At 43.8% G+C, this 24,932-nt stretch carries 13 protein-coding genes; 6 read left to right on the top strand and 7 right to left on the bottom strand.

Features of this window, described 5'->3' with window-relative positions; all coding sequences use genetic code 11:
- Positions 1 to 196: 196 nt before the first annotated feature.
- The gene (locus tag DB520_RS00140; RefSeq protein WP_317047720.1) at positions 197 to 892 is read right to left on the bottom strand and encodes a lysoplasmalogenase; all 696 of its coding nucleotides are present in this window, start codon (positions 890 to 892) and stop codon (positions 197 to 199) included.
- Positions 893 to 1,260: 368 nt separating this feature from the next.
- Between DB520_RS00140 and DB520_RS00130 the strand changes: the two genes are divergently transcribed.
- From DB520_RS00130 to DB520_RS00105, 6 genes are all read left to right on the top strand, one after another.
- Positions 1,261 to 4,578, top strand: coding sequence for a TonB-dependent receptor (locus tag DB520_RS00130; protein WP_114747659.1), 3,318 nt, complete (start codon positions 1,261 to 1,263; stop codon positions 4,576 to 4,578).
- 21 nt (positions 4,579 to 4,599) lie between these two features.
- Complete coding sequence (locus tag DB520_RS00125) at positions 4,600 to 5,583, top strand: fasciclin domain-containing protein (protein ID WP_114747658.1); 984 nt, start codon at positions 4,600 to 4,602, stop codon at positions 5,581 to 5,583.
- Between the two features lie 476 nt (positions 5,584 to 6,059).
- A complete protein-coding gene (locus DB520_RS00120) occupies positions 6,060 to 7,145 on the top strand; it encodes an efflux RND transporter periplasmic adaptor subunit (RefSeq protein WP_114747657.1) in 1,086 nt (361 codons plus the stop codon).
- A 7-nt stretch (positions 7,146 to 7,152) separates the two neighbouring features.
- Positions 7,153 to 10,215 (top strand): efflux RND transporter permease subunit, encoded by a 3,063-nt coding sequence (locus DB520_RS00115; RefSeq protein WP_114747656.1) that lies wholly within the window; start codon positions 7,153 to 7,155, stop codon positions 10,213 to 10,215.
- A 142-nt stretch (positions 10,216 to 10,357) separates the two neighbouring features.
- Positions 10,358 to 11,686 (top strand): TolC family protein, encoded by a 1,329-nt coding sequence (locus DB520_RS00110; RefSeq protein ID WP_114747655.1) that lies wholly within the window; start codon positions 10,358 to 10,360, stop codon positions 11,684 to 11,686.
- Positions 11,687 to 11,793: 107 nt separating this feature from the next.
- Positions 11,794 to 13,191: an MltF family protein gene (locus tag DB520_RS00105; RefSeq protein ID WP_114747654.1), complete on the top strand. Its 1,398-nt coding sequence runs from the start codon at positions 11,794 to 11,796 to the stop codon at positions 13,189 to 13,191.
- On the opposite strand, the gene crtD is transcribed toward DB520_RS00105, so the two are convergent.
- From crtD to DB520_RS00075, 6 genes are all read right to left on the bottom strand, one after another.
- Positions 13,188 to 14,654 (bottom strand): 1-hydroxycarotenoid 3,4-desaturase CrtD, encoded by a 1,467-nt coding sequence (gene crtD, locus DB520_RS00100; protein WP_114747653.1) that lies wholly within the window; start codon positions 14,652 to 14,654, stop codon positions 13,188 to 13,190. The genes DB520_RS00105 and crtD overlap by 4 nt on opposite strands.
- 40 nt (positions 14,655 to 14,694) lie before the next feature.
- Positions 14,695 to 15,327: a lipoprotein signal peptidase gene (locus DB520_RS00095; RefSeq protein ID WP_114747652.1), complete on the bottom strand. Its 633-nt coding sequence runs from the start codon at positions 15,325 to 15,327 to the stop codon at positions 14,695 to 14,697.
- 3 nt (positions 15,328 to 15,330) lie between these two features.
- On the bottom strand, positions 15,331 to 18,717 hold the full coding sequence (gene ileS, locus DB520_RS00090) for an isoleucine--tRNA ligase (RefSeq protein WP_114747651.1): 3,387 nt from the start codon (positions 18,715 to 18,717) through the stop codon (positions 15,331 to 15,333).
- A 222-nt stretch (positions 18,718 to 18,939) separates the two neighbouring features.
- Entirely contained in the window at positions 18,940 to 20,268 is a 1,329-nt protein-coding gene (gene dgt, locus DB520_RS00085; protein WP_114747650.1) for a dGTP triphosphohydrolase, read from the bottom strand.
- 52 nt (positions 20,269 to 20,320) lie between these two features.
- Positions 20,321 to 21,757: a TolC family protein gene (locus DB520_RS00080; RefSeq protein ID WP_114747649.1), complete on the bottom strand. Its 1,437-nt coding sequence runs from the start codon at positions 21,755 to 21,757 to the stop codon at positions 20,321 to 20,323.
- A 7-nt stretch (positions 21,758 to 21,764) separates the two neighbouring features.
- Positions 21,765 to 24,932, bottom strand: coding sequence for an efflux RND transporter permease subunit (locus DB520_RS00075; protein WP_114747648.1), 3,168 nt, complete (start codon positions 24,930 to 24,932; stop codon positions 21,765 to 21,767).

Raw genomic sequence — 24,932 nt, 5'->3', positions numbered from 1 at the left:
AAAGTCTTTTTACAAAGAACTCTGTTTGCATTAATAAGGTGCTCAACATCCTTTAGCAGAATAAAATCTGTAGAGAAATTTTACCATTCAATCCATTTTACACCCAGTAGTACCTATGAAGTACCAATAAACTCAGGTATAGTAAAAAGCAGTCCTTTAAATCGGCCCTAATGGTTTTACCCAGAGGGCCGATTTTTTATTTTTTCATGGTAATTAGATGACTTCTTATGCCCATTAGTATCAGTAACTGAGCTACCAAATAGGTTCCCATAATTAAAATCCCAGCTTCTGGGTAAGGTTTAAAAAACATATCTAGGGCCAGGATGGCATCCGAAATTAAAAAAAGAATGGCCCCAATAAAGACCTGCCAAAAGCTTGAAGGATCTGTCCTTCCGTACCGTTCTCTAGCTAAAGTAGCCATCATTACTATCGCAAGGAGATAAATAATTACAGGGATTTTTAAGTCCTGTAGGTTGGTGTGAATCAGGAAATACACAAAGGCCGCCCCGATATAGATGGGTAAATTATAAAGAAACATTTTCACAAAATTTACTTGCAAGGGGTTGAAAGAGTGGTTTTGGGTAAGTTTGAAGGCAATTATGTAGCAACAATGCGTCATAAAAAAGGCACCCATGCCATACAAAAACAAATTTGGGAACAACAGCAAGGTGTCCCCAATGGAGGCAAAAACTAAGGCTGCAGCTACACACTTTCTCAACAAGCTGCCTTTGATCAACTTGGTAGTATATAGGAAGTAAAAAAGCAGGGGCAACATTAATAAAGGTTTAGTGAAAATCCTCAATTTGAAAAAACCTTGGATGAGCAAGGTCATATCTATCATGGCCAGGAATAGAAAAACATAGAGCCAAAGAACTCCTTTTCTTTGCATCATTTCTGTGATTGGTTGGGGGTTTAAATATAAAAAGAAATTCACTGGGCTGGATTGTACTGCCCATTTCGATGAAGGCACTGAAAAAATTACTTCTAAGTAAAAAAGGACATATGATTCAAAACTTGAAATTATCCATCGTTAGGCTGTCGTTGCAGGAAATTTTAGTTGGAAAAAGCGTGGATAAATCATAAAGTAAAAACTATCTGTAAGTTTATAAGTTATGGAATTGTTAATTACTTTTGTTCCCGAACCGCAAAACTTAACAATTCCAAAAAAGCAATCCCAAATTGACCCTATACCTTTGTGGTAAAATTTACCTGATAGAGAAACTTGAAAGCGTTAAATTTTAAACATCTAACTACATAACGATGAAACAACAATTACTGAAGTATCTTTTTCCTCTGCTTACTCTCCTGCTAATTTCAGGAACTGTATTCTCCCAAGGGGTGACTACGGCAAGTATGCAGGGGACAGTATCAGATGACACCGGTGAGACTTTGCCTGGAGCCAATGTGGTGGCTACACACGAGCCCTCTGGAACGCGCTATGGAGCTGTCACAAACATGGATGGCAGGTTTAATTTACCCAACATGAGAGTGGGGGGGCCTTATACTGTGACGATTTCCTTCGTGGGATTTGAGGAAAGGGAATATTCTGACATCACGCTTTCTTTAGGGCAGAAATATACTCTAAACTCCATTCTGTCGGATGGAGTGGAACTAGAGGCAATTGAAATCAGCGGTAGAAGGGATGCCATAATGAACTCCGACAGAACAGGTGCTTCTACTTCGCTTAACAATGAAAGAATTAATTCCATGCCCACCATTAATAGGGGCATCAATGATTTCACAAGACTTACTCCCCAAAGTAACGGTACAAGCTTTGGAGGTGCAGACCAGAGGTATAATAACTACACTATCGATGGCAACATTTATAACAACAACTTTGGTTTAGGGGACAGTCAATTTGCAGGTGGAAACCCTATATCTTTAGATGCCATTGATGAGGTTCAGGTAAATATAGCTCCCTATGACGTTACTCAGAGTGGTTTTACAGGGGCAAACGTAAACGCCATCACCAAATCAGGAACCAACGTATGGAGAGGAACGGCATATACCTTGTTTAGAAACGACCGGCTTCAGGGAATCACGGTTAACGGAGGCAGAGAAGTTCCTTTTTCTGATTCAAGGACCAATATCCACGGGGTAGCTTTCGGTGGCCCGATTATCAAAGACAAACTATTCTTTTTTGTTAGTGCGGAGATGGAGGTAAATGATCTCCCAGGTGATAACCGATTGGCTGCTAGACCTGAGCAGGGGCTGCTTCCGGATAACCAAGTGGTGTCCAGGGTACCTGCAGATAGAGCTGAGTTTGTAAGCCAACAACTCTCCAGCCTTTATGGTTATCAAACAGGGGCTTACGAAAACATCCCCTTCACAGATGATGCCACTAGGTTAAATTTCAGGTTGGATTACAATGTGAACGACCGAAACAAACTTACCGTGAGGTATAATAGGTTCCAGCAATTAAGGGATGTGACCATCAACGGAAACAGCATCAGGGGATTGCCAGGTGACCAAAGATTTACCAATACCAATAGGTTTGGAATCGAGGCGCTGACTTTCAGGAATGCACATTATACTTCTGAGGACAATGTTCAGTCTATAGTAGCAGAGCTCAACACCACTTTAGGCGATAACATGGCCAACTCTTTGAATATCGGGTATACCAGTGCAGTAACCCAAAGGGGTGTACCAGGAGGACAGGAATTTCCAATGATTGAGGTGTTAGAGTTTGAAGCAGGAAACCCACTATATTACATGTCTATGGGGACAGAGCTGTTTACCAGAGGGAATCTTCTAGACAACAAGACTTTTAACCTGACGAATAACTTCAACTACTTTTTAGGAAACCATACTTTTACCGCGGGTCTGAATTTTGAATACATGACCTTTGACAACGCCTTCAACCCCACTTGGGATTCCTGGTACAGATATAATTCCTATAACAGTTTTGTGGAGAGTGTGATCAATCAGAATCAGAATGTGGTTCCTGATGGCTTTGCGATTGGTTTTACCTATGATGCCGATAATCCATTTACACTTCCAACAGATAGGACTGCGTTTGGCCAGGTGGGATTGTATATTCAAGACGAATATCAGGTCAACAGGGACCTGAAGTTGACCGCAGGGCTGCGGGTGGACATGCCTTTCTATCCGATAGACGCCCCGAGCAATCCCAGATTGGATGCTTTAAACGTTTCCGTTGAAAACCCCAGAAACCCAGGGCAGATGATTACTCCTGATGTGAGTCAATTCCCACCTGTAAACCCAGTGTTTTCACCTAGGTTTGGACTAAACTGGGATGCCATGGGTGATGGTTCCCTACAGGTGAGAGGTGGTACCGGGCTGTTTACCGGAAGGCCCATTTTTGTGCATTTATCAAATCAGATCAACGCAAATGGAATAACCAGGGGCTTTATCGGAAGAACTCAAAATCAATGGGCTGAAGGAGAATGGCAGGGGTTCCAGCCAGACATCAACTTTTATAGACCCAACCCTGCGGAGCAGGAGCCGGCAATTTCCAGTTCCGTAAACGTAACGGATCAAAACTTTAGATTGCCACAAACTTGGAGGTCAAACCTTGCAGGGGATTATACATTTGGGGATGGCTTTGTCTTCACCTTGGAAGGGATTTTATCCAGGGACTACAACAGCCCATTTGCTGCCAACTTGGCAAGTGTCCCAACTGGGGATGTGGTGAATATTGGAGGGGTTGGGTATCCCCGGTACTCACAGGGAATAGGTGGAACCCCTATCAATGAGCTTTTCTTGTTGACCAATATAGATGTAGGTACTTATAGTGCTTTGACCTTTCAGCTTCAGAAAGATTGGGGTAGTGGCATATTTACAAGCTTAGCTTATACTAGGAGTCAAAAAAGGGACTTTGGCCTAATAGGTGGTTCACAGGCAGCTTCACTTTGGCCAAATGCTGTTCAGGGTGATCGTAACAACCCCGAAGTCGGTTTTAACAGGTTTGATCAGCCAAATAGGATTGTGGGTTTGGTTTCTTTCAATACCAAGGGACTTAACGAATACAACAACACACAAATTTCTTTATTCTACGACGGCGGTGAGCAAGGCAGGTACAGCTATACCTACTCCGGAAATTTCGGTGACGGTGGAGGTGTTCGGTTGATGTACGTGCCGGAGAGTTTTGAGGATGCCCAACTTATTGATAGGGTTTCAGGAGGAATGATCACCCAAACCGCTCAAGAACAGTGGGAAATTTTGGATCAATACATTGAAAATGACCCATACCTTAGCACCATGAGAGGTCAGGTAACCGAAAGAAACGGTGCCATGCTTCCATGGTTGCACAGGTTTGATTTCAGGTTGATTCAGGATCTACATCTTACCAAAGATACCAACAAGCACAAGCTTCAGATTTCCCTGGACATCCTGAACGTGGGCAATATGTTGAAAGATTCGTGGGGAGTAGGCAGGCAAGTGATTCAAAACAATTTGATGAACTTCGTTGGGGCTGATGCCAATGGCAATGGTCAATTCACATTAAACAGCATACAGGGTCAAGCAGGTGTATATCCTACCTCAGTAACCCAATCCATCATCAACCTGGGTCAAACCTGGAATGCTCAGGTAGGTTTAAGGTATATTTTCAAGTAATTTATCCAAACTGTATTCACGATGAAGTTCATATATAATATTTCCTATTTAATCGCATTTTCCGCCTTCCTGTTTACGGGTTGCATCGACGACAATTTCGAAGAGCCGGTGGAAGGAAGGTCAGAAAGAGCGATTCTTAGTAATGTGATTGCGCAGCAGTCTGAGCTGTCTATATTCCGTCAATTGGTGGAAGAAGAGGGATTATTGGGAGAATTAGTGGGTACCCAAACCCAAGCCCAAAGGGCTGTTTTTGCACCTACCGACAATGCTATTTTAAATTTCATTGCGGAAAATAACATCAGCTCGGCAGATGACATAGAGGGATTACGGGAAATTTTGGAATATCATATAGCCAACCCCAATATCACCCAATCCACATTAAGCCAGACCAACTTTAATTTTATACAGACTATAAGTGACCAGCATATTTTCATTAACAGAGCTGGTGGAACCATCAGGTTTAATAATCAAAACATCTCTATCGTCAGGTCTGAAACTGGAAATGGTACCGTTCATCTGATTGACCAGGTGCTACTCCCCAGGCAAAATTCCATCCGTGACTATCTGGAAAATGAAGATGATGTGAGCATTTTCCTAGAGGTGGTAGACTTATTGGGTTTAGAAGGTCAATTAAGTGCTGATTACAGGACTTTCTTTGTGCCTACCAATGAGGCTTTTGCCAATTTACTCGATGACCTGGAGTTTCAATCCTTGGAAGAGCTGGTAGAAGAACTAGGCGATGAATTATTAGAAGATATAGTACGCTATCATATTATCAACAATGTGATTTACTCGGCTAACGTCAGTAATGGACAGGCTTTAACTCCCCAGTTTCAAGGAGAGGTTAGGCCTAGGGTGTCCACTGCTGATGGGGCGGTAAGGCTTACCTTCGGTGAAGACAATTCTCAATCCACCTTGGTAAATGTAAATGATGACATATTCAGATCTGGATTTGTTCATAAGATTGACAGGGTAATGCTTCCTGTAGTGGAAGAAGAAGATTAATTCCTTAGACAAATAGAATAAAGGAGGCTGTCTTTACTTTGGAGACAGCCTCCTTTTTTTTGAAATGCCATTGTCTTGGAGTTTAAAGTCCAAAGGGAAGTTTGACATTCTTCATCATCAGATCCTTCTAGGTCGTGCCTTCAAGTAGGAATGGTGTAGCCACCATGTAAAATATCGATAACATTTGCGCTTTAGTTGATAAACCAAAGGAATACTGAAATGCACGAGTTTAACCTAAAAAAATTCTTTATTAACCATTGATAGCTAACAATTACCTCCTATGTTTATTTGTTTCTAAAGCTGGGATATCCCGACTAACTTGTGCATCAAAATAGGTTTGTAAAATTTACGCAAAGAAGGTGAATTTTGCATCTTTTGCGGTACTTTTGCCGCATTGAACTTTGGGACATGCATTAGGGTTTTACCTGAATAAGTTTCCAAAGTGCCTGTTAATATATTGTGATCTAACAACCGTAATGAAAAAGACTACCAAAATTATTTTAATGGCTGTAATAGCCTTGGTGATAGTCCTCATTTTTTTCTATCCCAGGATGGAATTATATTTTTCGGCCAATGATGGAGAAGATATTGGTGTAGGAACCCCTCAAGCGCAACAGGCAAGTGCCTTACCTGTAAATGTAGTGGAGGTTCAGCCGGAAACCTTGGATAACAACCTAAGTGTAACGGGGACTCTGATTCCCAACGAAATGGTGAATCTTCGACCAGAAGTAGCTGGGTTGGTTTTGGAAATTCCCTTTAAGGAAGGGGAGTTTGTGAAGAAAGGGACCCCCTTACTGTATCTTAATGACGATGAGTTGAAGGCCCAATACCAAAGGTTGGAATATACCAAAAAGTTGTATGAAAGCCAGGAAAACAGACAAAAGGAACTTTTGGCCAGGGAGGCCATCAGCCAAGAAGAATATGACATTGTGCTGAATCAATTTAACACAAATCTTGCTGATTTGAGTTTAGTAGAGGCACAGTTGAACAAGATGGTTGTTCGTGCCCCATTTGACGGGGTTTTGGGGTTAAGACAGGTTTCGCAGGGAAGTGTCATTGGTAATACGGATGTAATTGCTTCCATCGTGAATGTGGACCCGATAAAAATAGAGTTTTCTATCCCTGAGCGTTATGCCAATGAAATTAAACCCGGGGCAAGGGTGTATTTTAGCACTAATGTCTCCATTGAAGAAGGGGTGGGGAAGGTCTATGCGATAGAACCAAACATAGATGCTTCAACACGAACCCTGCGTATTAGGGCAGAAAGCCCCAATAAGGACAGGAAATTTCTCCCGGGAATGTTTGTCAGAGTTAGAATTGTGCTAAGCACCCAAGAGGACGCCTTGTTGGTGCCGGCGGAATCTTTGGTTCCCGAGTTAGAAGGGTATAAAGTTTTCGTGGTCAATGATGGAAAAGTAGAGTCCAGGAGAGTGGCCATAGGACAAAGGACCGATCGAAGAGTTCAGATTATCGATGGGCTACGACCTGGAGAGCAGGTATTGACCACAGGAATATTACAGGCCAGAGACGGAATGCCCCTGGCTATCAACCAAGTGAACTGATTTATTTATGTCCAGTTTATCCACTATCAGCGTAAGACGTCCAGTATTGTCCATAGTGATGTCTCTCACCATTTTGATTTTTGGCATTATTGGGATCTCCTTTCTCGGTGTAAGGGAATATCCTAATGTGGATCCTCCAATCGTAAACGTAAGAACAGCTTATGTAGGTGCCAATGCAGATGTAATCCTAGCTCAAATCACAGAACCGCTTGAGGAGGCCATCAATGGTATTTCTGGGATTAAGTCCCTTACCTCCATCAGTAATGACGGGAACAGTAATATCACAGTGGAATTTGAGGTGGGTGCCGATATGGAGGCTGCGGCTAATGATGTTAGGGATAGGGTTTCTAGGGCCCAAAGAAACCTTCCTCCTGATGCGGATCCACCAGTGGTAGCTAAACAGGACTCGGATAACCAGCCCATCATCCTCATCAATGTCCAAAGTGATAAAAGGAGCTTATTGGAAATCTCTGAAATAGGGAATAACATCCTCAAGGAGAGGATTCAGACCATTAACGGAGTAAGTGAGGTTCGAATTTGGGGAGATAAGGAATATGCCATGCGATTGCGGATGGATCCCCTTCGAATGGCTTCCTATGGAGTGACCCCCATAGATGTGCTCAGTAAAGTACAAAGTGAAAATGTGGAGCTTCCCTCGGGAAGAATCGAAGGTAGTTCTATAGAACTTTCTGTAAGAACCAGAAGCCGTTTGAGTACACCAGATGAGTTTAACCGGCTTATTATCAAAGAGGAAGGCAATAATGTGGTTCTTTTTCAGGACATAGGGAATGCGGAGCTTGCTCCTCTCAATGAGCGGACTGTTCTCAAACGGGACGGGATCCCTATGGTTGGAGTTGCAGTTGCCCCCCTCCCTGGTTCCAACAATATTGAAATTGTGGATGAGGTTTACAAAAGGCTGGAGTTTATCAAAAAAGACTTGCCACCGGATGTGAAACTCGATATAGGGTTTGACGTAACCAAGTTTATCCGAAACTCGATTACCGAGGTAAAGCAAACCATTTTCACCGCTTTCTTCTTGGTAGTATTGGTGATATTTCTCTTTTTGAGGGATTGGAGAACCACCTTCATACCGGTGCTTACCATTCCCATTAGTTTAATAGGTGTCTTTTTTATAATGTATTTGATGGGTTTCTCCATTAATGTATTGACACTTCTGGGTATTGTACTTTCTATTGGATTGGTGGTGGATGATGCCATTGTAGTATTGGAGAACATTTACACCAAAATTGAGGGGGGGGAAGAGCCAAATTCAGCTGCGGAAAAAGGAACGGAAGAAATATTCTTTGCAGTTATTGCCACCACTGTGGCACTGGCGGCTGTGTTTTTACCCGTAATCTTTTTGACAGGCACCACTGGCAGGTTGTTTAGGGAGTTTGGTATAGTAGTGGCTGGGGCAGTGATCATCTCCTCCTTTGTTGCCCTTACCATGACTCCCATGCTCAGCTCTAGGTTGTTAAAGAAAAGGGAAAAGCAAAATTGGCTTTATCTGAAAACGGAACCCTTTTTTTTATGGATAAATAACCAGTATGAGTATGCCCTTACCAAATTTATGAAGGTAAAATGGGTTTCCTTGTTGATAGTATTATTGATGGGTGGAGGTATATATTATCTTTTTAATGAGATACCTACGGAATTGGCACCTATCGAAGATCGGGGTCAAATACGGGTAAATATGACGGGTCCAGAGGGTGCCACATTTGGATTTATGGATAGGGTGTTGGATGAAATGACCGAGGAGATAAAAGAGATGTTAACCGAAAAAGAGCTCTTTGGCTTGGTGACCGTGACTTCTCCTGGATTCGGAACCGCAAGTACCAACAGCGGTTTTATGCGGGTCATACTTACTGAATCCGATGAAAGGGAGAGAAAACAACAGGAAATTTTTGATGAACTTTCGGATTACCTCAAGAATAAGACCGCTGTCAGGGCTTTTGGGGTACAGGAGCCTTCCATTGGGGACAGAAGGGCTGGTTTGCCTGTTCAATTTGTGATTCAGGCACAGACTCTTGAAAAGTTAAAGGAGGTCATACCTGAATTTATGAACAAGGTCAATCAAAGCCCAGTTTTTAATTTCGGGGACATCAACCTGAAGTTTACCAAACCAGAAATTGAGGTTGAAATCGATAGGGAAAGGGCCAGGAACATAGGAGTGTCTGTTCAAGAAATAGCCAGAACCCTACAGCTTTCCTATTCCGGTCAGCGCTTTGACTATTTCATCATGAACGGCAAGCAATACCAGGTAGTGGGTGAGATGAGACTGGAAGACAGGAACAAACCTGTTGATCTCAGGATGCTTTATGTACGTGGAGAGGGTGGAGAGTTAATTCAATTGGACAATCTGGTGAAGGTCACAGAAAGGAGCACGCCCCCACAGCTTTTTAGGTTCAACAGGTTTGTAAGTGCAACCGTCTCTGCAGGTCTAGCTCCTGGTCAAACCGTTGGCAATGGTCTTGTAGAAATGGACAGAATAGCCGATGAGGTGTTGGATGAAACCTTCAGTACCGACGTGGCTGGATTATCCAAAGAGTATAGGGATAGCTCAAACAGTCTGGTGTTTGCCTTTATTTTCGCTCTTGTGCTTATCTATTTGGTGCTTTCTGCTCAGTTTGAGAGCTTTATGGATCCGCTTACTATAATGTTTACGGTTCCCTTGGCCATCTTTGGGGCATTACTTTCTTTGCACTTGTTTGGTTTTACCTCAAATGTATTCAGCCAAATTGGGATCATTATGCTGATAGGCTTGGTGACCAAGAACGGTATCTTGATTGTGGAGTTTGCCAACCAAAGAAAGGCCCAAGGAATGAGTATCCATGATGCTATACTTGGAGCAGCGTCCTCCCGATTCAGGCCTATACTTATGACTAGTCTTTCCACCATATTAGGGATTTTGCCTATCGCATTGGGACTTGGTGCCGGGGCAGAAAGCAGGGTGCCTATGGGTGTGGTGGTTATAGGCGGGATGCTCTTTTCTACTGTATTAACCCTATTCGTGATTCCAGGAATATATACCTATTTGACTTCTAAGAAAGGAAGATTAGCGAGAGTTTAATGATTAAATCGAGCATGACGAAAACGTCACACACTGGAATGATTATCAACCATGCGAGATTCCCCAGAAGCAAGTTCCCCGAAACGAGTTCGGGGCAGGCAGGGGCAGGCTATATGACCTATGAAAAGACAATTATAAACGCATGAAAAAACTTTTATTCAGTATGGTTCTTATGCTCCCAGCGATGATGAGTATAGGGCAGGAAGAACCATTGACATTTGAAAAGGCCATTCAATTAGGCTTGGAAAGAAACTTCGATGTGAAAATCGGGATCAATGAGGCCATTTTAGCAGAAAACGACATCAGAATTGGGAGGAGCCTGTTATTACCTTCCTTGGATGCTACCAACATCAGGACGTATAGAAGGGAAGATACCGAACAAACCTTTTTGAATGATCCTGATGTACCAAGGGTTATTGCTGGAGCTGAAACCACTACCAATAACTATAGCTTGGTGGCATTTTATGGATTCAGTATGGACGCTGTGGTGGCACTTCAACGACTGGGTAAATTAGCTGAGGTGAGTGAGCTGGAGGCCAAAGTAACCATAGAAAATACGGTTGCTGCAATTGCGACCGCCTATTACAGGCTGGTCTTGGAGCAGCAGAGGCACAATGTGCTTCAAACCGCTCTGGAACTATCCAGAGAGAGGGTTAAAATCTCCAAGGCTCAATATGACTTTGGTAGAGCTTCGAGAAGGGATTTCCTGGCGGCCCAGGTGGATTACAATGCAGACTTAACGGCTTTGGTCAACCAAGATCAAGTCATAAAAAACTCAAAAGTAAACCTAAACGAATTGTTGGTGATTGAGCCCAACAAGGAGTTTGTGATCAACGATACAATTACCGTAAGTGATAACCTGAGAATTGAAGACCTGCTGGATAATGCCTATGAAAATAACAAGCAACTTTTGGTTAACCAACGTATGCAAAATGTGGCCTATCTTCAGGTTAGAGAGCTTCAGGCGCAACGCCTTCCCACTATCGCCCTGAATGGAGCTTACAACAATAATTTTCTGGAGTCTGAGGCCGGCTTTCTTTTGACCAACCAACAGGACGGAATTACCTTGGGTGCCACGATTTCTTGGAACCTGTTCAGTGGTTTTTCTTTGAACCGACGCATCCAAGGAGCAAAAATTCAGATGCAGAATCAGCGGCATTTTTTGGATCAATTCGAGATCCAAATGCAATCGGATATACAGAGAACCTTCAATGTGTATAATAATAGCTTAAGACTGATGGACATTGCTAAAGAAAATTACCAGGTTGCCATTGAAAATTCAGATATTGCATTGGATAGATTTCGCTTGGGGATTGCCAATTATTTGGAATTCAGGGACGCTCAGGTCAATAGGCTGCAGGCTGAAAACGGGCTGATTGAGGCACTATATAATATAAAAGAAGCAGAAATAGAGTTGATGCGCTTATCTGGAAAAATTTATTTCACAAATCCCTATGAAAAAGTGTTTTGAGGGATTTGGCTTTCACCCTTACTGATCTTGGGGAATGGGGATTTGGTAAATTGATTTTTTTGCCTTATTATTGAAGACACCATCTCCTGTTTTGCAGGGTTTTATGCATGAATAAATTACTCAGGCATAGCTTGTTGTTTTTATTTCCCGCTATTTTATTTTTCGCCTGTCAGCAGCAACAAAAAAAAGCAAAGGAACCATTTTGGGAAAATCCGGTAGAATTGGATTTAGAATCCATAAAGGAAAGGGGATTTATAAGGGCCATTGTAGATAATAGCTCAACCAGCTATTATGTGTACAGAGGCAAAACCATGGGCTATGAATACGAGATGCTGAGGAATTTGGCAGGGCATCTGGATGTAAACCTTAGGCTGGTCATCAGTAATGGGCTTGAGAAATCCTTCCGGGACCTAAATGAAGGAAAGGCAGATATTATTGCGATTAATCTGGAGATTTCAGAGGAACGGAAAAAATATGCCAACTTTTCCACTCCTATTCGGGAAATGAAAACAGTATTGGTACAAGCCAAAAACAACAAGGCGATTTCCGTAACGGACTCCCTACATCAAAAGACGGTTTATATAAAGAAAGGAACGATTTATAGGGAAAAACTCCAAAACTTAGCGGACTCCTTGGGAATTGTAATTCATATTCAAGAAAAGAATGAAAACAATGAAAGCCTAATTTACCAAGTGGTGGAAGGAGAAATAGATTTTACGGTAGTTGACGATGATGTGGGGCTGGTTAATGCCACTTATTTTGATAATATAGACGTCAGCCTTGCCATTAGTGAACCATCCCCGGTGTCATGGGCATTAAGAAAAAATTCCCCGGATCTTCTCCAGGCCACCGATAAATGGCTGGACAGGACAAGTAGTACCGGGTATCAAGCTATCCTCTATGACAAATATTTTTTAAACAAAAAGAACAGTTACTTTAGAAATACTTCCCCTTTTTCTTCTGTTTCCGGAGGAAGAATCAGCCAGTTTGATGAAATTATCCAAGAAGGGGCTGATTTATTGGGTTGGGACTGGAGGTTGTTGGCCTCCTTGGTGTATAAGGAAAGTAGGTTTGACACCTCGGCGATTTCCTATGCAGGGGCTGTGGGCCTGCTTCAGTTGATGCCGGTAACCCTTCAGAGGTTCGGGGTTTCTAACCCCAACGATCCCGTGGAAAGCTTGCGTGGAGGGGTTAATTATTTAAGATACCTGGATAGTTTTTGGTTAGAGAGGGTGCCTGATAATTCGGAGCGGATTAAATTTATCCTAGCCAGCTATAATGTGGGACATGGACATGTGCAAGACGCATGGAGGCTGGCGCTTAAATATAGTAAGGATACCCGGCAATGGACCAATGTTGCCTATTATTTGGAAAGGAAATCAAGTCCGGAAGTTTACAGGGATCCTTGGGTGACCAGTGGCTATGCCAAAGGGCATATGGCCGTTCAGTATGTCCGGGATATACTTAACCTTTATGAAACCTACAAAGTGCTGGTTGAGCCTTAAGGATTCACCATTTCCGACATGATTTTGGCAGATAGCAGACAGAGGGGGATACCTCCCCCAGGGTGAACACTCCCCCCACAGAAATACAAGTTTTTGACAGAAGGGGAATAGTTGGCATGCCTTAAGAAGGCAGCATACCTGTTATTGGAACTGTTGCCGTAAAGGGCTCCTTGAGAGCTACCCGTTTTGGTAGCGATGCTTCTGGGTTCCAAAATATCCTCCACCTCCATATAGGCTGAAATATCGGTTCCTAGGATGCGATTGATTTTGGCAATGATGTTTTTTCTGGCACTTGCTATAAGGGTGTCCCAATCTTGCCCCTGGTCGTTGGGCACATTGATCATGGTAAACCAATTCATGCCCCCCTCTGGAGCATCATCCGGTTTATGAGTAGAGGTGATGTTGATATAAACAGTAGGATCTTCATAAATGGCTTTTTTTGCAAAAATATGTTCAAATTCCTTTCTATAGTCCTCGCTAAAGAAAATGTTGTGAAGGCCCAATTCGGGAAAAACCTTTTTTATGCCCCAATAAAAGATCAGCGCAGAGCTGGACTTGGGTTGGTCAAGCAGTTTTTTGGGTTGTTTTTGCTTTTTTAAAAGGGTCTTATAGGCATTTACCATGTCCATGTTGTTCACTACTACATTCGCTAGGTGCTCTCCTTTTGTTGACAACACCCCTACTGCCTTTCCCTTATCCACCAAAATTTCTTGTACAGGTGTGTTGAAATGAAATTTCACCCCTAATTCCTGCGCAAGGGTAAAAACACTATTGGTAATATCATGCATCCCTTTAACAGGGAAAAATGCCCCCCGGTTAAATTCAAGATGGGGAATTATGTTGAGAGTGGCAGGAGTTTGATAGGGATTTGACCCATTGTAGGTGGCATATCGGTTGAATAGCTGTACTAATTTTGGGTGCTGAAACTGTTGTCGGTTTGCAGCATCCATGGTACCAAAAATCCCCAACTTACCCATATTCAGGTAGGAGCTGAACGCTTTTCTACTCACCCAAGTGGAAAACCTATGAAGGGAACGTTTCATGAAAAGGGGAGAAAGGTGCTCATACATATACGCAGACTTTTCCAGTGCCCTATAAATATTTTCTTTAGGCTCCTGAAGCTGCTCATGTGTTTCCTTTACAAACCTATGGACATCAGAAAAGGCTCGTATCCTGGTGCCATCTTCCCAAAAATATTGGCAGGTTATGTCCAGTTTTTTGTAGACAAAATAATCTTCTGGGTTTTTACCCGCAAGCCTAAAAAGTTCATCTACTTCCTCCGGCAAGGTGAATAGGGAAGGCCCGGCATCAAATCGATACCCACTTCTGCTGATTTCAGACAATTTGCCTCCCGGATATGTATTTGCCTCGAAAACCTCAACCTTAAATCCCTTGATGGCCAACCTCACCGCTGAGGCAAGACCTGCAATTCCTGACCCGATAACTACGGCTTTTTTCTCCATATGTAAGGAACACCTAGGGTGTAAGAAGGTTTTCTATGCCTTAGGCATGTTTTTCATCAATAAACTGCTTTTGGATTTCGTCTTCCTTCCCATCTTTTTCGGCTTCAAAAAACCTTCCTTGAAAAATTAAAATGATGGCCACGCCTACAAAGATTGAGGCATCCGCAATATTAAATATTGGCCACAGGGCGGTATAACTACCACCGAAAATGGGTACCCAGTCCGGAATGAATCCTTCCCAGATATCGATGTAAAACATATCTATCACCTGCCCGTGAAACCAGGGGTTAGGGGCGTCATATGGTGCATTCCCCAGCCATACGCCGTAGAAAATACTGTCTATTAGATTCCCGATGGCACCCCCTAATATCAGGGCAATGCAAATAATGTAGCCGGGATGGGATTCCTTGTTGATAAGTAAAAATAAATAATAACCTATCCCGAACATGGCCACTAGCCTGAAAGTGGTCAATATCAACTTACCATACTCAGAGCCCAACTGCATGCCAAAGGCCATTCCTGGGTTAGTGGTGTAATGGAGCTTAAACCAATCTCCAAGGACTTTTATCTGACCTGGTGTGCCAAAATCCATTTGATAATGCACCCACATTTTCACAGCCTGATCAATCAAAATAATCAGTAAGGTGATGGCAAAATATTTAAAATACTTCATAGCTTATGCTTTCTCTACCTTAACGGTGAGTTCAAAATCGTCCATATCCAATAAAATACCTTCTTTTAACTTTCCATTCAGTTCCAACTTCAACGCCTGAGTTTCTGTTTTTATATAAGTCGTGAAGTTATTTACAGCATCCTTCACTGCTTGGTCTTGGCAGCCTATTGAAATGGTGATCTTATCCTGAACCTCCATTCCCATTTCTTTCCGGATATTCTGAATTCGGTTTACCAAATCCCGGGCAATGCCCTCGTGTTTTAAATGCTCTGTTACCGTAACATCAAGTGCCACCGTCACCCCTTGCTCGGATGCAACGGACCATCCCGGAATATCCTGGGATTGGATAATTACTTCTTCCAGGGCAATATGAGCCTGCTCTCCGGAAAGTGTAATAGGGTAGGAACCTTCTTTTTCCACAAGAGCAATTTCCTTCTTGCCCCAGGTCTGTATAGCCTTGGCCACTTCTTTCATTTTGGGGCCATATTTCTTACCCAATAAAGGAAAATTGGGTTTTACACTTTTTACCAAAATGCCAGATGTGTCATCAATGTAGGAGATCTCTTTCACATTGACCTCGGCTTTGATCAGGGCCTCCACATGCTGGATTTGTTTTCGGGTATTTTGGTTCAGCACAGGGATCAGGATCTTTTGAAGCGGTTGCCTTACCTTTAGTTTTTCCTTTTTCCTTAGGCTGTGCACAAGGGAAGAAATATTTTGAGCCAACTGCATGCTGGCTTCCAGATCCCTGTTGATTTTGTGGGATGCAGCTTCCTGCCAGTCTGTAAGATGAACCGATTGGGGTAGTTTATGTCCTGCTTCTAACGCATTTTGAACCAAATTTTTATAGAGCCAGTCAGCATAAAATGGAGCTATGGGCGACATCAACTGCGATAGGGTAAGCAGGCATTCATAAAGCGTCTCGTAGGCAGCCTGCTTGTCGGGATTCATATCGCCCCTCCAGAACCGCTTTCGGGAAAGCCTGATGTACCAATTGGACAATTGGTCCACGGTGAAATTTGAAATCGCCCGTGCTGCTGGGGTCGCATCGTAATTTTCCATGGCCTGCTCCACCTCCAGGATCAGGGATTGAAGTTTAGAGCTTATCCACCGATCAAGTTCTGGCCTTTCCACCAGGGGTATTACCTTGGCTTCCTCATACGTGAAGGCGTCCAGGTTGGCATATAAAGCAAAGAAATTATAGGTGTTCTGCAAGGTTCCGAAAAACCTCCTTTGCACCTCTTCTACCCCTTCTATATTGAATTTCAAATTGTCCCAGGGGTTGGCATTGCTGAGCATGTACCACCGTAGGGCATCGGGGCCGTGGCTTTTAAGGGTGGCAAATGGATCCACGGCATTTCCCAGGCGTTTGGACATCTTGTTTCCGTTTTTGTCCAAGACCAGTCCATTGGCGATTACATTTTTAAAGGCCACACTGTCATAGAGCAAGACTGCTAGGGTATGAAGGGTGAAAAACCAGCCCCTTGTCTGATCCACACCTTCTGCTATAAAATCTGCCGGGTAATTTTCCTTGAAAACATCTTCGTTTTCGAAAGGGTAATGCCACTGGGCGTAAGGCATGGCACCGGAGTCAAACCAAACATCGATTAGGTCGGCTTCCCGAAACATCTTTTCCCCATTTTCCGACACTAAAATCACCTCATCCACATAGGGTCTGTGTAGGTCTATTTCCAATCCTTCGTATGGGGATTTTTCCATAAACCCATGGGCTATGGATTTTTCAATTTCTCTCTCTAATTCTGCTATGGAGCCTATGCAAATCGTTTGGGTGCCATCCTTTGTCCTCCAAATGGGAAGGGGAGTACCCCAGAAGCGGGACCTGCTCAGGTTCCAATCCACCAGGTTTTCCAGCCAGTTTCCAAACCTACCTGTGCCTGTTGCCTCCGGTTTCCAGTTGATAGTTCGGTTATGGGCCACCAGCTTGTCCTTGTAGGCAGTGGTTCGGATAAACCAGCTTTCAAGTGGATAATACAATACAGGCATATCGGTTCTCCAACAATGGGGGTAGGAGTGCTCATATTTTTCTACCTTAAACGCCTTATTTTCGTTTTTAAGGATAATGGAAATGATCACATCCGTGCTCTTATAAGAGGGATCCGATTCATCTTCTTGCAGGTAATTCTTTACATAAAAATCATGTTCGGAAAAGGTCTTGTGGGCCGTAATTTGGTGTTCACCCATTTTTTTAAGCAAATACTTTCCCAGCACAGGAAGGAATTTGCCCTGCTTATCCACTATCGGGATGTCCTCACCCTTCTCGTCTTTTACAAATACCCCAGGTACGTTTTGCTGGGTCAATGTCCGGAAATCATCCGCACCGAAGGCTTTGGCCAGATGTACGATCCCTGTTCCATCTTCTGTAGTCACATAGTCACCCGGAATAACCGTATAGGCAGGGAATGGTTGAATGATACCTGCTACAGGGAAAAGGGGCTCATATTCCATACCCAGTAAATCACTGCCTTTTATATTTTCAACGACCTCATATGGAATGAGCTTATCTCCTGATTTGTAATCGGACAAGGAGATGCCCTCTGCTTTTTGGTTGAAATACACAGCCATCCTTGCCTCTGCCAGGATTACCATTTGGGGCTCAAAAGTGTAGGGATTAAAGGTTTTTACTTTTACATAGTTTAGTTTTTCTCCAATGGCCAAGGCGGAGTTGGAGGGCAATGTCCAGGGCGTAGTGGTCCAGGCCAGCAGAAAGGTGTTTTCGCTATCCTTTACCTTAAACTGAGCCGTAACTGAGGTGTCCTTCACATCCCTGTAACATCCAGGCTGGTTGAGTTCGTGGGAACTCAACCCTGTACCTGCAGCAGGAGAAAAAGGCTGAATGGTATAGCCTTTGTAAAGCAGGTCTTTCTCATAAAGCTTCTTTAGTAAGTGCCAAAGGGTTTCTACATACTTGGGTTCAAAGGTGATATAAGGATCATCCAAATCCACCCAATAGCCTATTTTTTCTGTGAGCTCATCCCATTCGTCCTTGTACCGCATCACCGTCTCCCGGCATTTTCGGTTATAGTCGGCTACAGAGATACTCTTACCTATATCCTCCTTGGTAATGCCCAACTCTTTTTCGACCTGCAATTCCACAGGAAGCCCATGGGTGTCCCAACCCCCTTTACGCTTTACCTGAAAACCCTTAAGGGTTTTGTACCTGCAAAACACGTCCTTGATGGCCCGGGCCATCACATGGTGAATACCCGGGGTGCCATTGGCAGAGGGTGGTCCCTCATAAAAAGTATAGGATGGTGCTCCACCCCGGTTTTTTACGGACTCTTCAAATATTTTATCTTTTTTCCAAAATTCCAGTATGTCTTCTCCTATTTCAGGATAGCTCACCTGTTTGAATTCCCGGTATTTTTTCACAGTATTCTAGGTGTTTCTTTCTGTAGAACTAATTTCTATGGAGCCGAAGGGGTTAAAATCGCCTAATCCCAACTCCTTCAAAAGGAGGGACAAAGTTAATAGAAAAGTGGGTGATCTTTACTCCAAAAACAGAAAAACTAGTAGGATACCTGTTGGCTTTACCACATTTATTCCATAAAGCCTTCCATTTGTGGACAGTGGCTTTTGGCGAATCAATAGTCCCTAGCTACCTGGGATGGAAATACCCTTTACCCTTCTATACAGCAAAAGGGCATATTTGTCCGTCATGCCTGAAATAAAATCCATCAGTGCACGCAACCGAAAATACGGACTTACATCCTCTCCTAGTGGAAAGCCCTCGGGAAGCAGCCTCAATATACTCCTGTCTTGTCCAGAAAATCGGGAGGAGTCGTGAAACTTATGGTATAATGCCCTGGAAAACACTTCCAGCACCCCTTCCAATACCTGAAAACCGGCCGCTTCCTTCTCCAAAACAGGTTGGGAACGGTATATTTTTTTTACCGACAAGGCACTGATTTCTCCCAATACCGAGGTAGATGGCAGAGTATCTGTTAAGGCCTGGTCAAATAACCCTGTCAGCATGTCCTCCTCTTTTGTTCGGAATGCCTCTACTGTCTCGGTCACTAGCTGTTGTATGGCCATAGCCCGGAGTATGCTCAGTTTCTGCTTTTTGCTTTTGTATTCTTGCAGCTTCTTTGGTGAAAACCGCTCACCAATGATGCCTGCCAAAAGGGAAATGGTCTCTTCCATGCTGACCAAACCAAGCGTACAGCCATCTTCCAAGTCTATGATGCTGTAACAGATGTCATCTGCTGCCTCTACCAAAAAGGCCAAGGGATGCCTGACCCAAGTGTATTCACCCACTGCTTTTAGTCCCAATTCTTTGGCCAGGTGCCTGTATGTTGCCAGTTGGTCTACAAAAAAGCCATACTTCTTTTGACTTTTACGACCGGGTAATGCATTGGAAATAAAAGATGGCCTCGGATACTTGGTAAATGCCGCCAGCGTGGCCGAGGATATCCGAAGCCCATTGGATTTGTCGACTAACATCCGGAACCCTTGCGCATTCCCCTCAAAATCAACAAGATCTTGCCATTCCTGCTCAGAGACCAGGGGTTTCCATGCGTTTCCCCATTCGTGAAATCTAAAGAAGTCCGAAATGGCATTTTCCCCGGCATGACCAAAGGGAGGGTTGCCTATATCGTGGGTCAGGGCAGCAGCGGAAACGATGGCGGCAAAATCATAGGGAGTAATTCCTAGACTGGTAAGCCTTGGATTCGTTTTGATGAGGATTTCTCCCACGGACTTACCCAAAGACCTACCCACGCTAGCTACTTCAAGGCTATGGGTAAGACGTGTGTGGACGAAGTCATCTTCCGGGAGTGGGAAAACCTGTGTTTTGTCCTGAAGGTTTCTGAAAGGTGCCGAAAACACTATCCGGTCATAGTCCCTTTCAAAAGCACTCCTAAAAGGGGAGGAGACAGCAGTTTCTGTCTTTTCTGCTTGCAGAAGTTTGGTCCAGTCCATCATAATTATGGCAAAATTAGGAATACCCTTGGATTTTGAGGATGGAAAGGTAAAATTATTGCCAGCCTCCTCCTAGTGCCCTGTACAAATCCACAACGGTAAAAAACATCTGTCTTCTGGTGTCAGTCATTCCAAGTTCTGCCTCCAATACCCTGGATTGTGCGGTAATTACCTCCAGGTATGAGGCGTATCCTCCCCGGAAAAGTTCGTTTGCGCTTGTCACCGCATTTAGTAAAACGGCTGTTTCCTCATCTCTTAAAGCATACACGCTTCTCAGGTTTTGGATACGTTGAAGTTTATCCATGACTTCCCTATAGCTTCGCAGGATGGTTTCCTGGTATTGGAAAATTGCGATTTTATTGGATGAAATGGCCTCTTGATACCCTGCCCTGATTTGGTTTTGGGCAAAGATTGGGGCAGTGATGCCTCCTAATAGCCCTACAGAAACCGCACCTGGGAATTGAAAGGCTGCAGGAATGCTTCGGTCATTTAGCCCAATGTATGGGGTCAGGCTAAAGGAGGGTAAAAACTCCTTTCTGGCCGCTTCTACGTTTAGGGCAGCAGCTCTCAACTCGTACTCAGCCATTTGAATGTCTGGTCTCCGAAATAGCATGTCAGAGGGTATTCCGATTTCTGCGATGAAGGGCAGTTTGATTTGCATTAAAGAGGCGGCTCTTTCTACAGGCTGTGGATATCGCCCAAGTAGATAGTTCAGGTAATTCTCTGCTTCTAGGATGTCTTGTCTTTTTTCGTATTCCAAACTACGGGTATTCAGCAGCTGGGCGGAAAATTGCTGGACGGCAAGTTCAGTTGCTCTTCCGGCCATTTTTTGGATTTTAATGAGCTCTAATGCCATTTCTTGAAACGATATGTTTTTCTCTATCGTCTCCAGTTCTATGTCAAAACCCAATAAGTCATAGTAGATTAGTGCTATTTCAGCAACCAAATTGGTGATGATAAGCTGTCTCCCCTTTTCTGTGGCAAGTAACCGGTTAAAGGCAGCGTCCCTGCGGTCACCCATTTTTCCCCAAACGTCTATTTCCCAAGTACTCTGGAAACCCACGAAATTATTCTCCACCCTATTAATCACATTTCTGTCACCATTTACTGTTCCATTGAAAAGGTTGGGCCGAATATCTCCTGACCTATATCTTACAATGGCGTCAAAATTAGGGTAGACCAGTCCTTTGCTTACCTTATAATTGGCCCTGGCTATTTCTATACGTTCCAATGCGGATAGTAGGTCCAGGTTGTTTCCTAGCCCAGTTTCTATCAAATCCAACAAGTGAGGATCGTTGAAAAACTCCCGCCAAGATATTTCCGCAAGTCCAGCACTGTCCGTATAATTCATAAAAACTTCTGGCATTGGTGCTATTGCAGGCATCTCTGGACGTTCCATGATCTTACAGCTACCCAAAAGTAAAATTGCAATTAGGGTAAAACCATGGATACTATTCCTATATGAAAATTGACTTTCTCTTCTTGTTTCCATGCTTCAATTAAACTTTTTCCAATACCACCTCTGGTTTTTCTTGTACCACTCTTTTTTCTTCCTTGCCTAAGGTGAACCTTGCAAAAATTACATATAGTCCGGGAATCAAGATCAACCCGAAAATGGTTCCGATCAACATGCCACCTGCCGCAGCAGTACCGATAGAACGGTTGCCAAGAGCGCCTGCCCCTGTGGCCAGGGCTAAGGGAATCAACCCTGCGATAAAGGCAAAAGAGGTCATCAAAATGGGCCTAAGCCTAGTCACAGCACCTTCCACCGCTGCCTCCACTACGGACTGTCCTGCCTTCCTTTTCTGAATGGCGAACTCTACAATCAAAATGGCATTTTTTCCGAGTAGGCCTATGAGCATGATCAATGCCACCTGGGCATATATATTGTTTTGTAGCCCAACCAAGTAAAGCACAAAAAAGGCCCCAAATACCCCTGTGGGTAAGGAAAGAATCACAGGTAGTGGCAATAGGAAGCTTTCATATTGGGCTGCCAGCAATAGGTACACAAACAGCAGACATACCAGGAAGATGACAATAGCTTGACTGCCCGAATGCACTTCCTCTCGGGACATACCATACCAATCATAGCCATACCCTTGTGGTAATTTTTCCCTGGATACCCTTTCTATGGCGGCTATAGCCTCCCCAGAACTGAACCCCGGAGCAGGCACCCCCTTTACCGTTGCACTGTTGTACATATTATGCCGGGTGAGTTGTTCCGGGCCGTAGGCTTTTTCCATGCTTAGAAAGGTGGATATAGGCACCATCTCACCCATATTGTTTTTGACATGAAGGTTCAATACATCTTCCGGCTTGGAACGGTATTCCGGAGAGGCCTGCACCATCACATCATACATTTGCTCAAATCGCACAAAATCGGTCACGAACATACCTCCAAGGAGGATTTGTAATGTGTTCATGGCCTTTTGGATAGTAACCCCCTTTTTTGCTGCCATATCTTGGTCAATGTGCACCATGAATTGGGGGAAGTTCGGATCATAATCCGTGTAGGCTGCGCCGATTTCGGGAGCTTCTTGCAAGGCAGCAATAAAATCCTCAGTGGTTATTCCCAGGCGTTCCAAATTCCCTGTGCCTGTTTGATCCAATAACTTCATCTGAAAGCCACTGCTGTTTCCGAACCCAGAGACGGTTGGAGGGAGGAAAAACTCAATCTTGGCATCTGAAATCAGTTTTGTCCGCTCCCTTAGCTCTTCCATGGTTTCTTGAATAGTCTCTTTCCTTTCGTCCCAGGATTTGAGATTAATCATGGCCATCCCATAGGAGGCTCCGGATAGCCCGTTGGAGAGTGAATAGCCCGCCAGGCTAGATACTGATTCCACAGCTCCCAAATCCTCGATATTCCTTTGAAGTTGGTCCAGTACTTTTTCTGTTCTTTCCACAGTTGCGCCGACAGGAGTGGTGACATTGGCGTATATCATACTTTGGTCCTCTGTGGGGATGAAGCCTGTAGGGAGCACCTTGCTAATCCCCCAGGTGGCAATAAAGAAAAACAAAAGGATTAGGGTGGTAACAGCCCTTTTAGGGGCTAAATACCTTACGTATTTCGCATATTTATTTTCGAAAAACCCATAGACAACATTGAATTTGTCAAAAAATCGCTTTAACCAAGAAGTACTTCGCTTATGATGTTGGCCATAATGATTCCTCAGCATAATGGCACACAAGGCAGGTGTAAGGGTCAAGGCATTAATTCCAGAAATGGCAATTGCAATGGCCAGGGTGATGGAAAACTGCCGGTAGAATATGCCCACGGGTCCGGTCATAAATGCCACAGGGACGAATACCGCTGACATCACCAAAGTAATGGCTATGATGGCACCGGAGATTTCTTTCATCGCAGCAAAAGTGGCTTCCATGGGTTGAAGTCCGTCCTTTTCCATTTTGGCATGTACAGCCTCTACTACCACGATGGCATTGTCCACTACTATACCAATGGCCAACACTAGTGCAAACAAGGTTAGCAAGTTGATGGAAAAACCCATCATTTGAATAAAGAACAAAGTACCAATTAGCGCCACCGGTACGGCCAGTGTAGGTATTAAAGTACTCCTAAAATCCTGAAGGAAAATAAAAACAACGATGAACACCAGAATGAAGGCTTCCATTAAGGTGATGAGAACCTCCTTGACAGAGGCATCCAAAAACCTGGAGGTATCGTAGGATATCTTGTAGTCCATACCTGCTGGAAAGGTATCCTCTTTAATTTCGGCAATGCGTGCTTTTACATTCGCAATTACCTCTCTTGCATTAGACCCTGGCCGCTGAATGATCATTATAGAAGCAGCCGGCCTACCATCTGTCTTCGAAATTCGCCCATAGTTTAAGGATCCAAACTCCACCTCTGCTACATCTTTTAGCCTTAAAATAGAGCCATCATTATTAGCCCTTATCACGAGGTTCTCGTATTGCTTGGGTTCAAAGAACTTCCCAGTATACCTTAACACGTATTGAAGCATTTGAGCATTCTTTCCTGAACTTATCCCCAATTGTCCAGGAGCAGCTTCCACGTTTTGGTTACGAATGGCATCCACTACCTCATCAGCGGATACACTATAAGCAGTCATCCGATCGGGCCTAAGCCATATACGCATGGAGTAATCCTTGGTACTCATAATCTCGGCCAACCCAACTCCATCTACCCTTCTCAACTCCTGAAGTACGTTAAGATCAGTGAAGTTGTAAATAAATGCTTCGTCAAGTTCGGTATCCTCACTGGCCACATTGAGATACATCAATAGGCCCTCCACCTGCTTTTCAACCGTCACCCCAGCCTTTACCACCTCTTCCGGTAATTCGTTGACGACAGTGGATATTCGGTTTTGTACTTCTACCGCAGCCAAGTCGGGGTCAGTGCCCGCCTCAAAAAAGATTTTGATCACAGTCGTCCCCCTGTTGCTGGATACAGATGTCATATAGGTCATTCCGGGAACTCCATTGATCACCTTTTCCAGCGGAGTAGCCACAGTTTTGGCACAAACCTCCGCATTAGCACCCCTGTATTTGGCCCTTACGGCCACGGATGGGGGGGCAATGTCGGGGAAAAGCTCTACAGGGAGGGTGAAAAAAGATAAAACCCCTAAAAGGACAAAAAACAGTGAGATGACCAGCGACAATACTGGTCTTTTGATAAACATTCGGAACAT

It is taken from the genome of Pleomorphovibrio marinus (assembly GCF_003347495.1).
In the GTDB taxonomy this organism is placed as follows: Bacteria; Bacteroidota; Bacteroidia; order Cytophagales; family Cyclobacteriaceae; genus Pleomorphovibrio; species Pleomorphovibrio marinus.
This window is presented reverse-complemented; position numbering and strand designations above follow the sequence as displayed.

Bases quoted from the DNA above. Each gene is read 5' to 3' on its own strand.
- DB520_RS00140 (WP_317047720.1), bottom strand. From the start codon at position 892: ATGATGCAAAGAAAAGGAGTTCTTTGGCTCTATGTTTTTCTATTCCTG.
- DB520_RS00130 (WP_114747659.1), top strand. From the start codon at position 1,261: ATGAAACAACAATTACTGAAGTATCTTTTTCCTCTGCTTACTCTCCTG.
- DB520_RS00125 (WP_114747658.1), top strand. From the start codon at position 4,600: ATGAAGTTCATATATAATATTTCCTATTTAATCGCATTTTCCGCCTTC.
- DB520_RS00120 (WP_114747657.1), top strand. From the start codon at position 6,060: ATGAAAAAGACTACCAAAATTATTTTAATGGCTGTAATAGCCTTGGTG.
- DB520_RS00115 (WP_114747656.1), top strand. From the start codon at position 7,153: ATGTCCAGTTTATCCACTATCAGCGTAAGACGTCCAGTATTGTCCATA.
- DB520_RS00110 (WP_114747655.1), top strand. From the start codon at position 10,358: ATGAAAAAACTTTTATTCAGTATGGTTCTTATGCTCCCAGCGATGATG.
- DB520_RS00105 (WP_114747654.1), top strand. From the start codon at position 11,794: ATGAATAAATTACTCAGGCATAGCTTGTTGTTTTTATTTCCCGCTATT.
- crtD (WP_114747653.1), bottom strand. From the start codon at position 14,654: ATGGAGAAAAAAGCCGTAGTTATCGGGTCAGGAATTGCAGGTCTTGCC.
- DB520_RS00095 (WP_114747652.1), bottom strand. From the start codon at position 15,327: ATGAAGTATTTTAAATATTTTGCCATCACCTTACTGATTATTTTGATT.
- dgt (WP_114747650.1), bottom strand. From the start codon at position 20,268: ATGATGGACTGGACCAAACTTCTGCAAGCAGAAAAGACAGAAACTGCT.
- DB520_RS00080 (WP_114747649.1), bottom strand. From the start codon at position 21,757: ATGGAAACAAGAAGAGAAAGTCAATTTTCATATAGGAATAGTATCCAT.
- DB520_RS00075 (WP_114747648.1), bottom strand. From the start codon at position 24,932: ATGTTCCGAATGTTTATCAAAAGACCAGTATTGTCGCTGGTCATCTCA.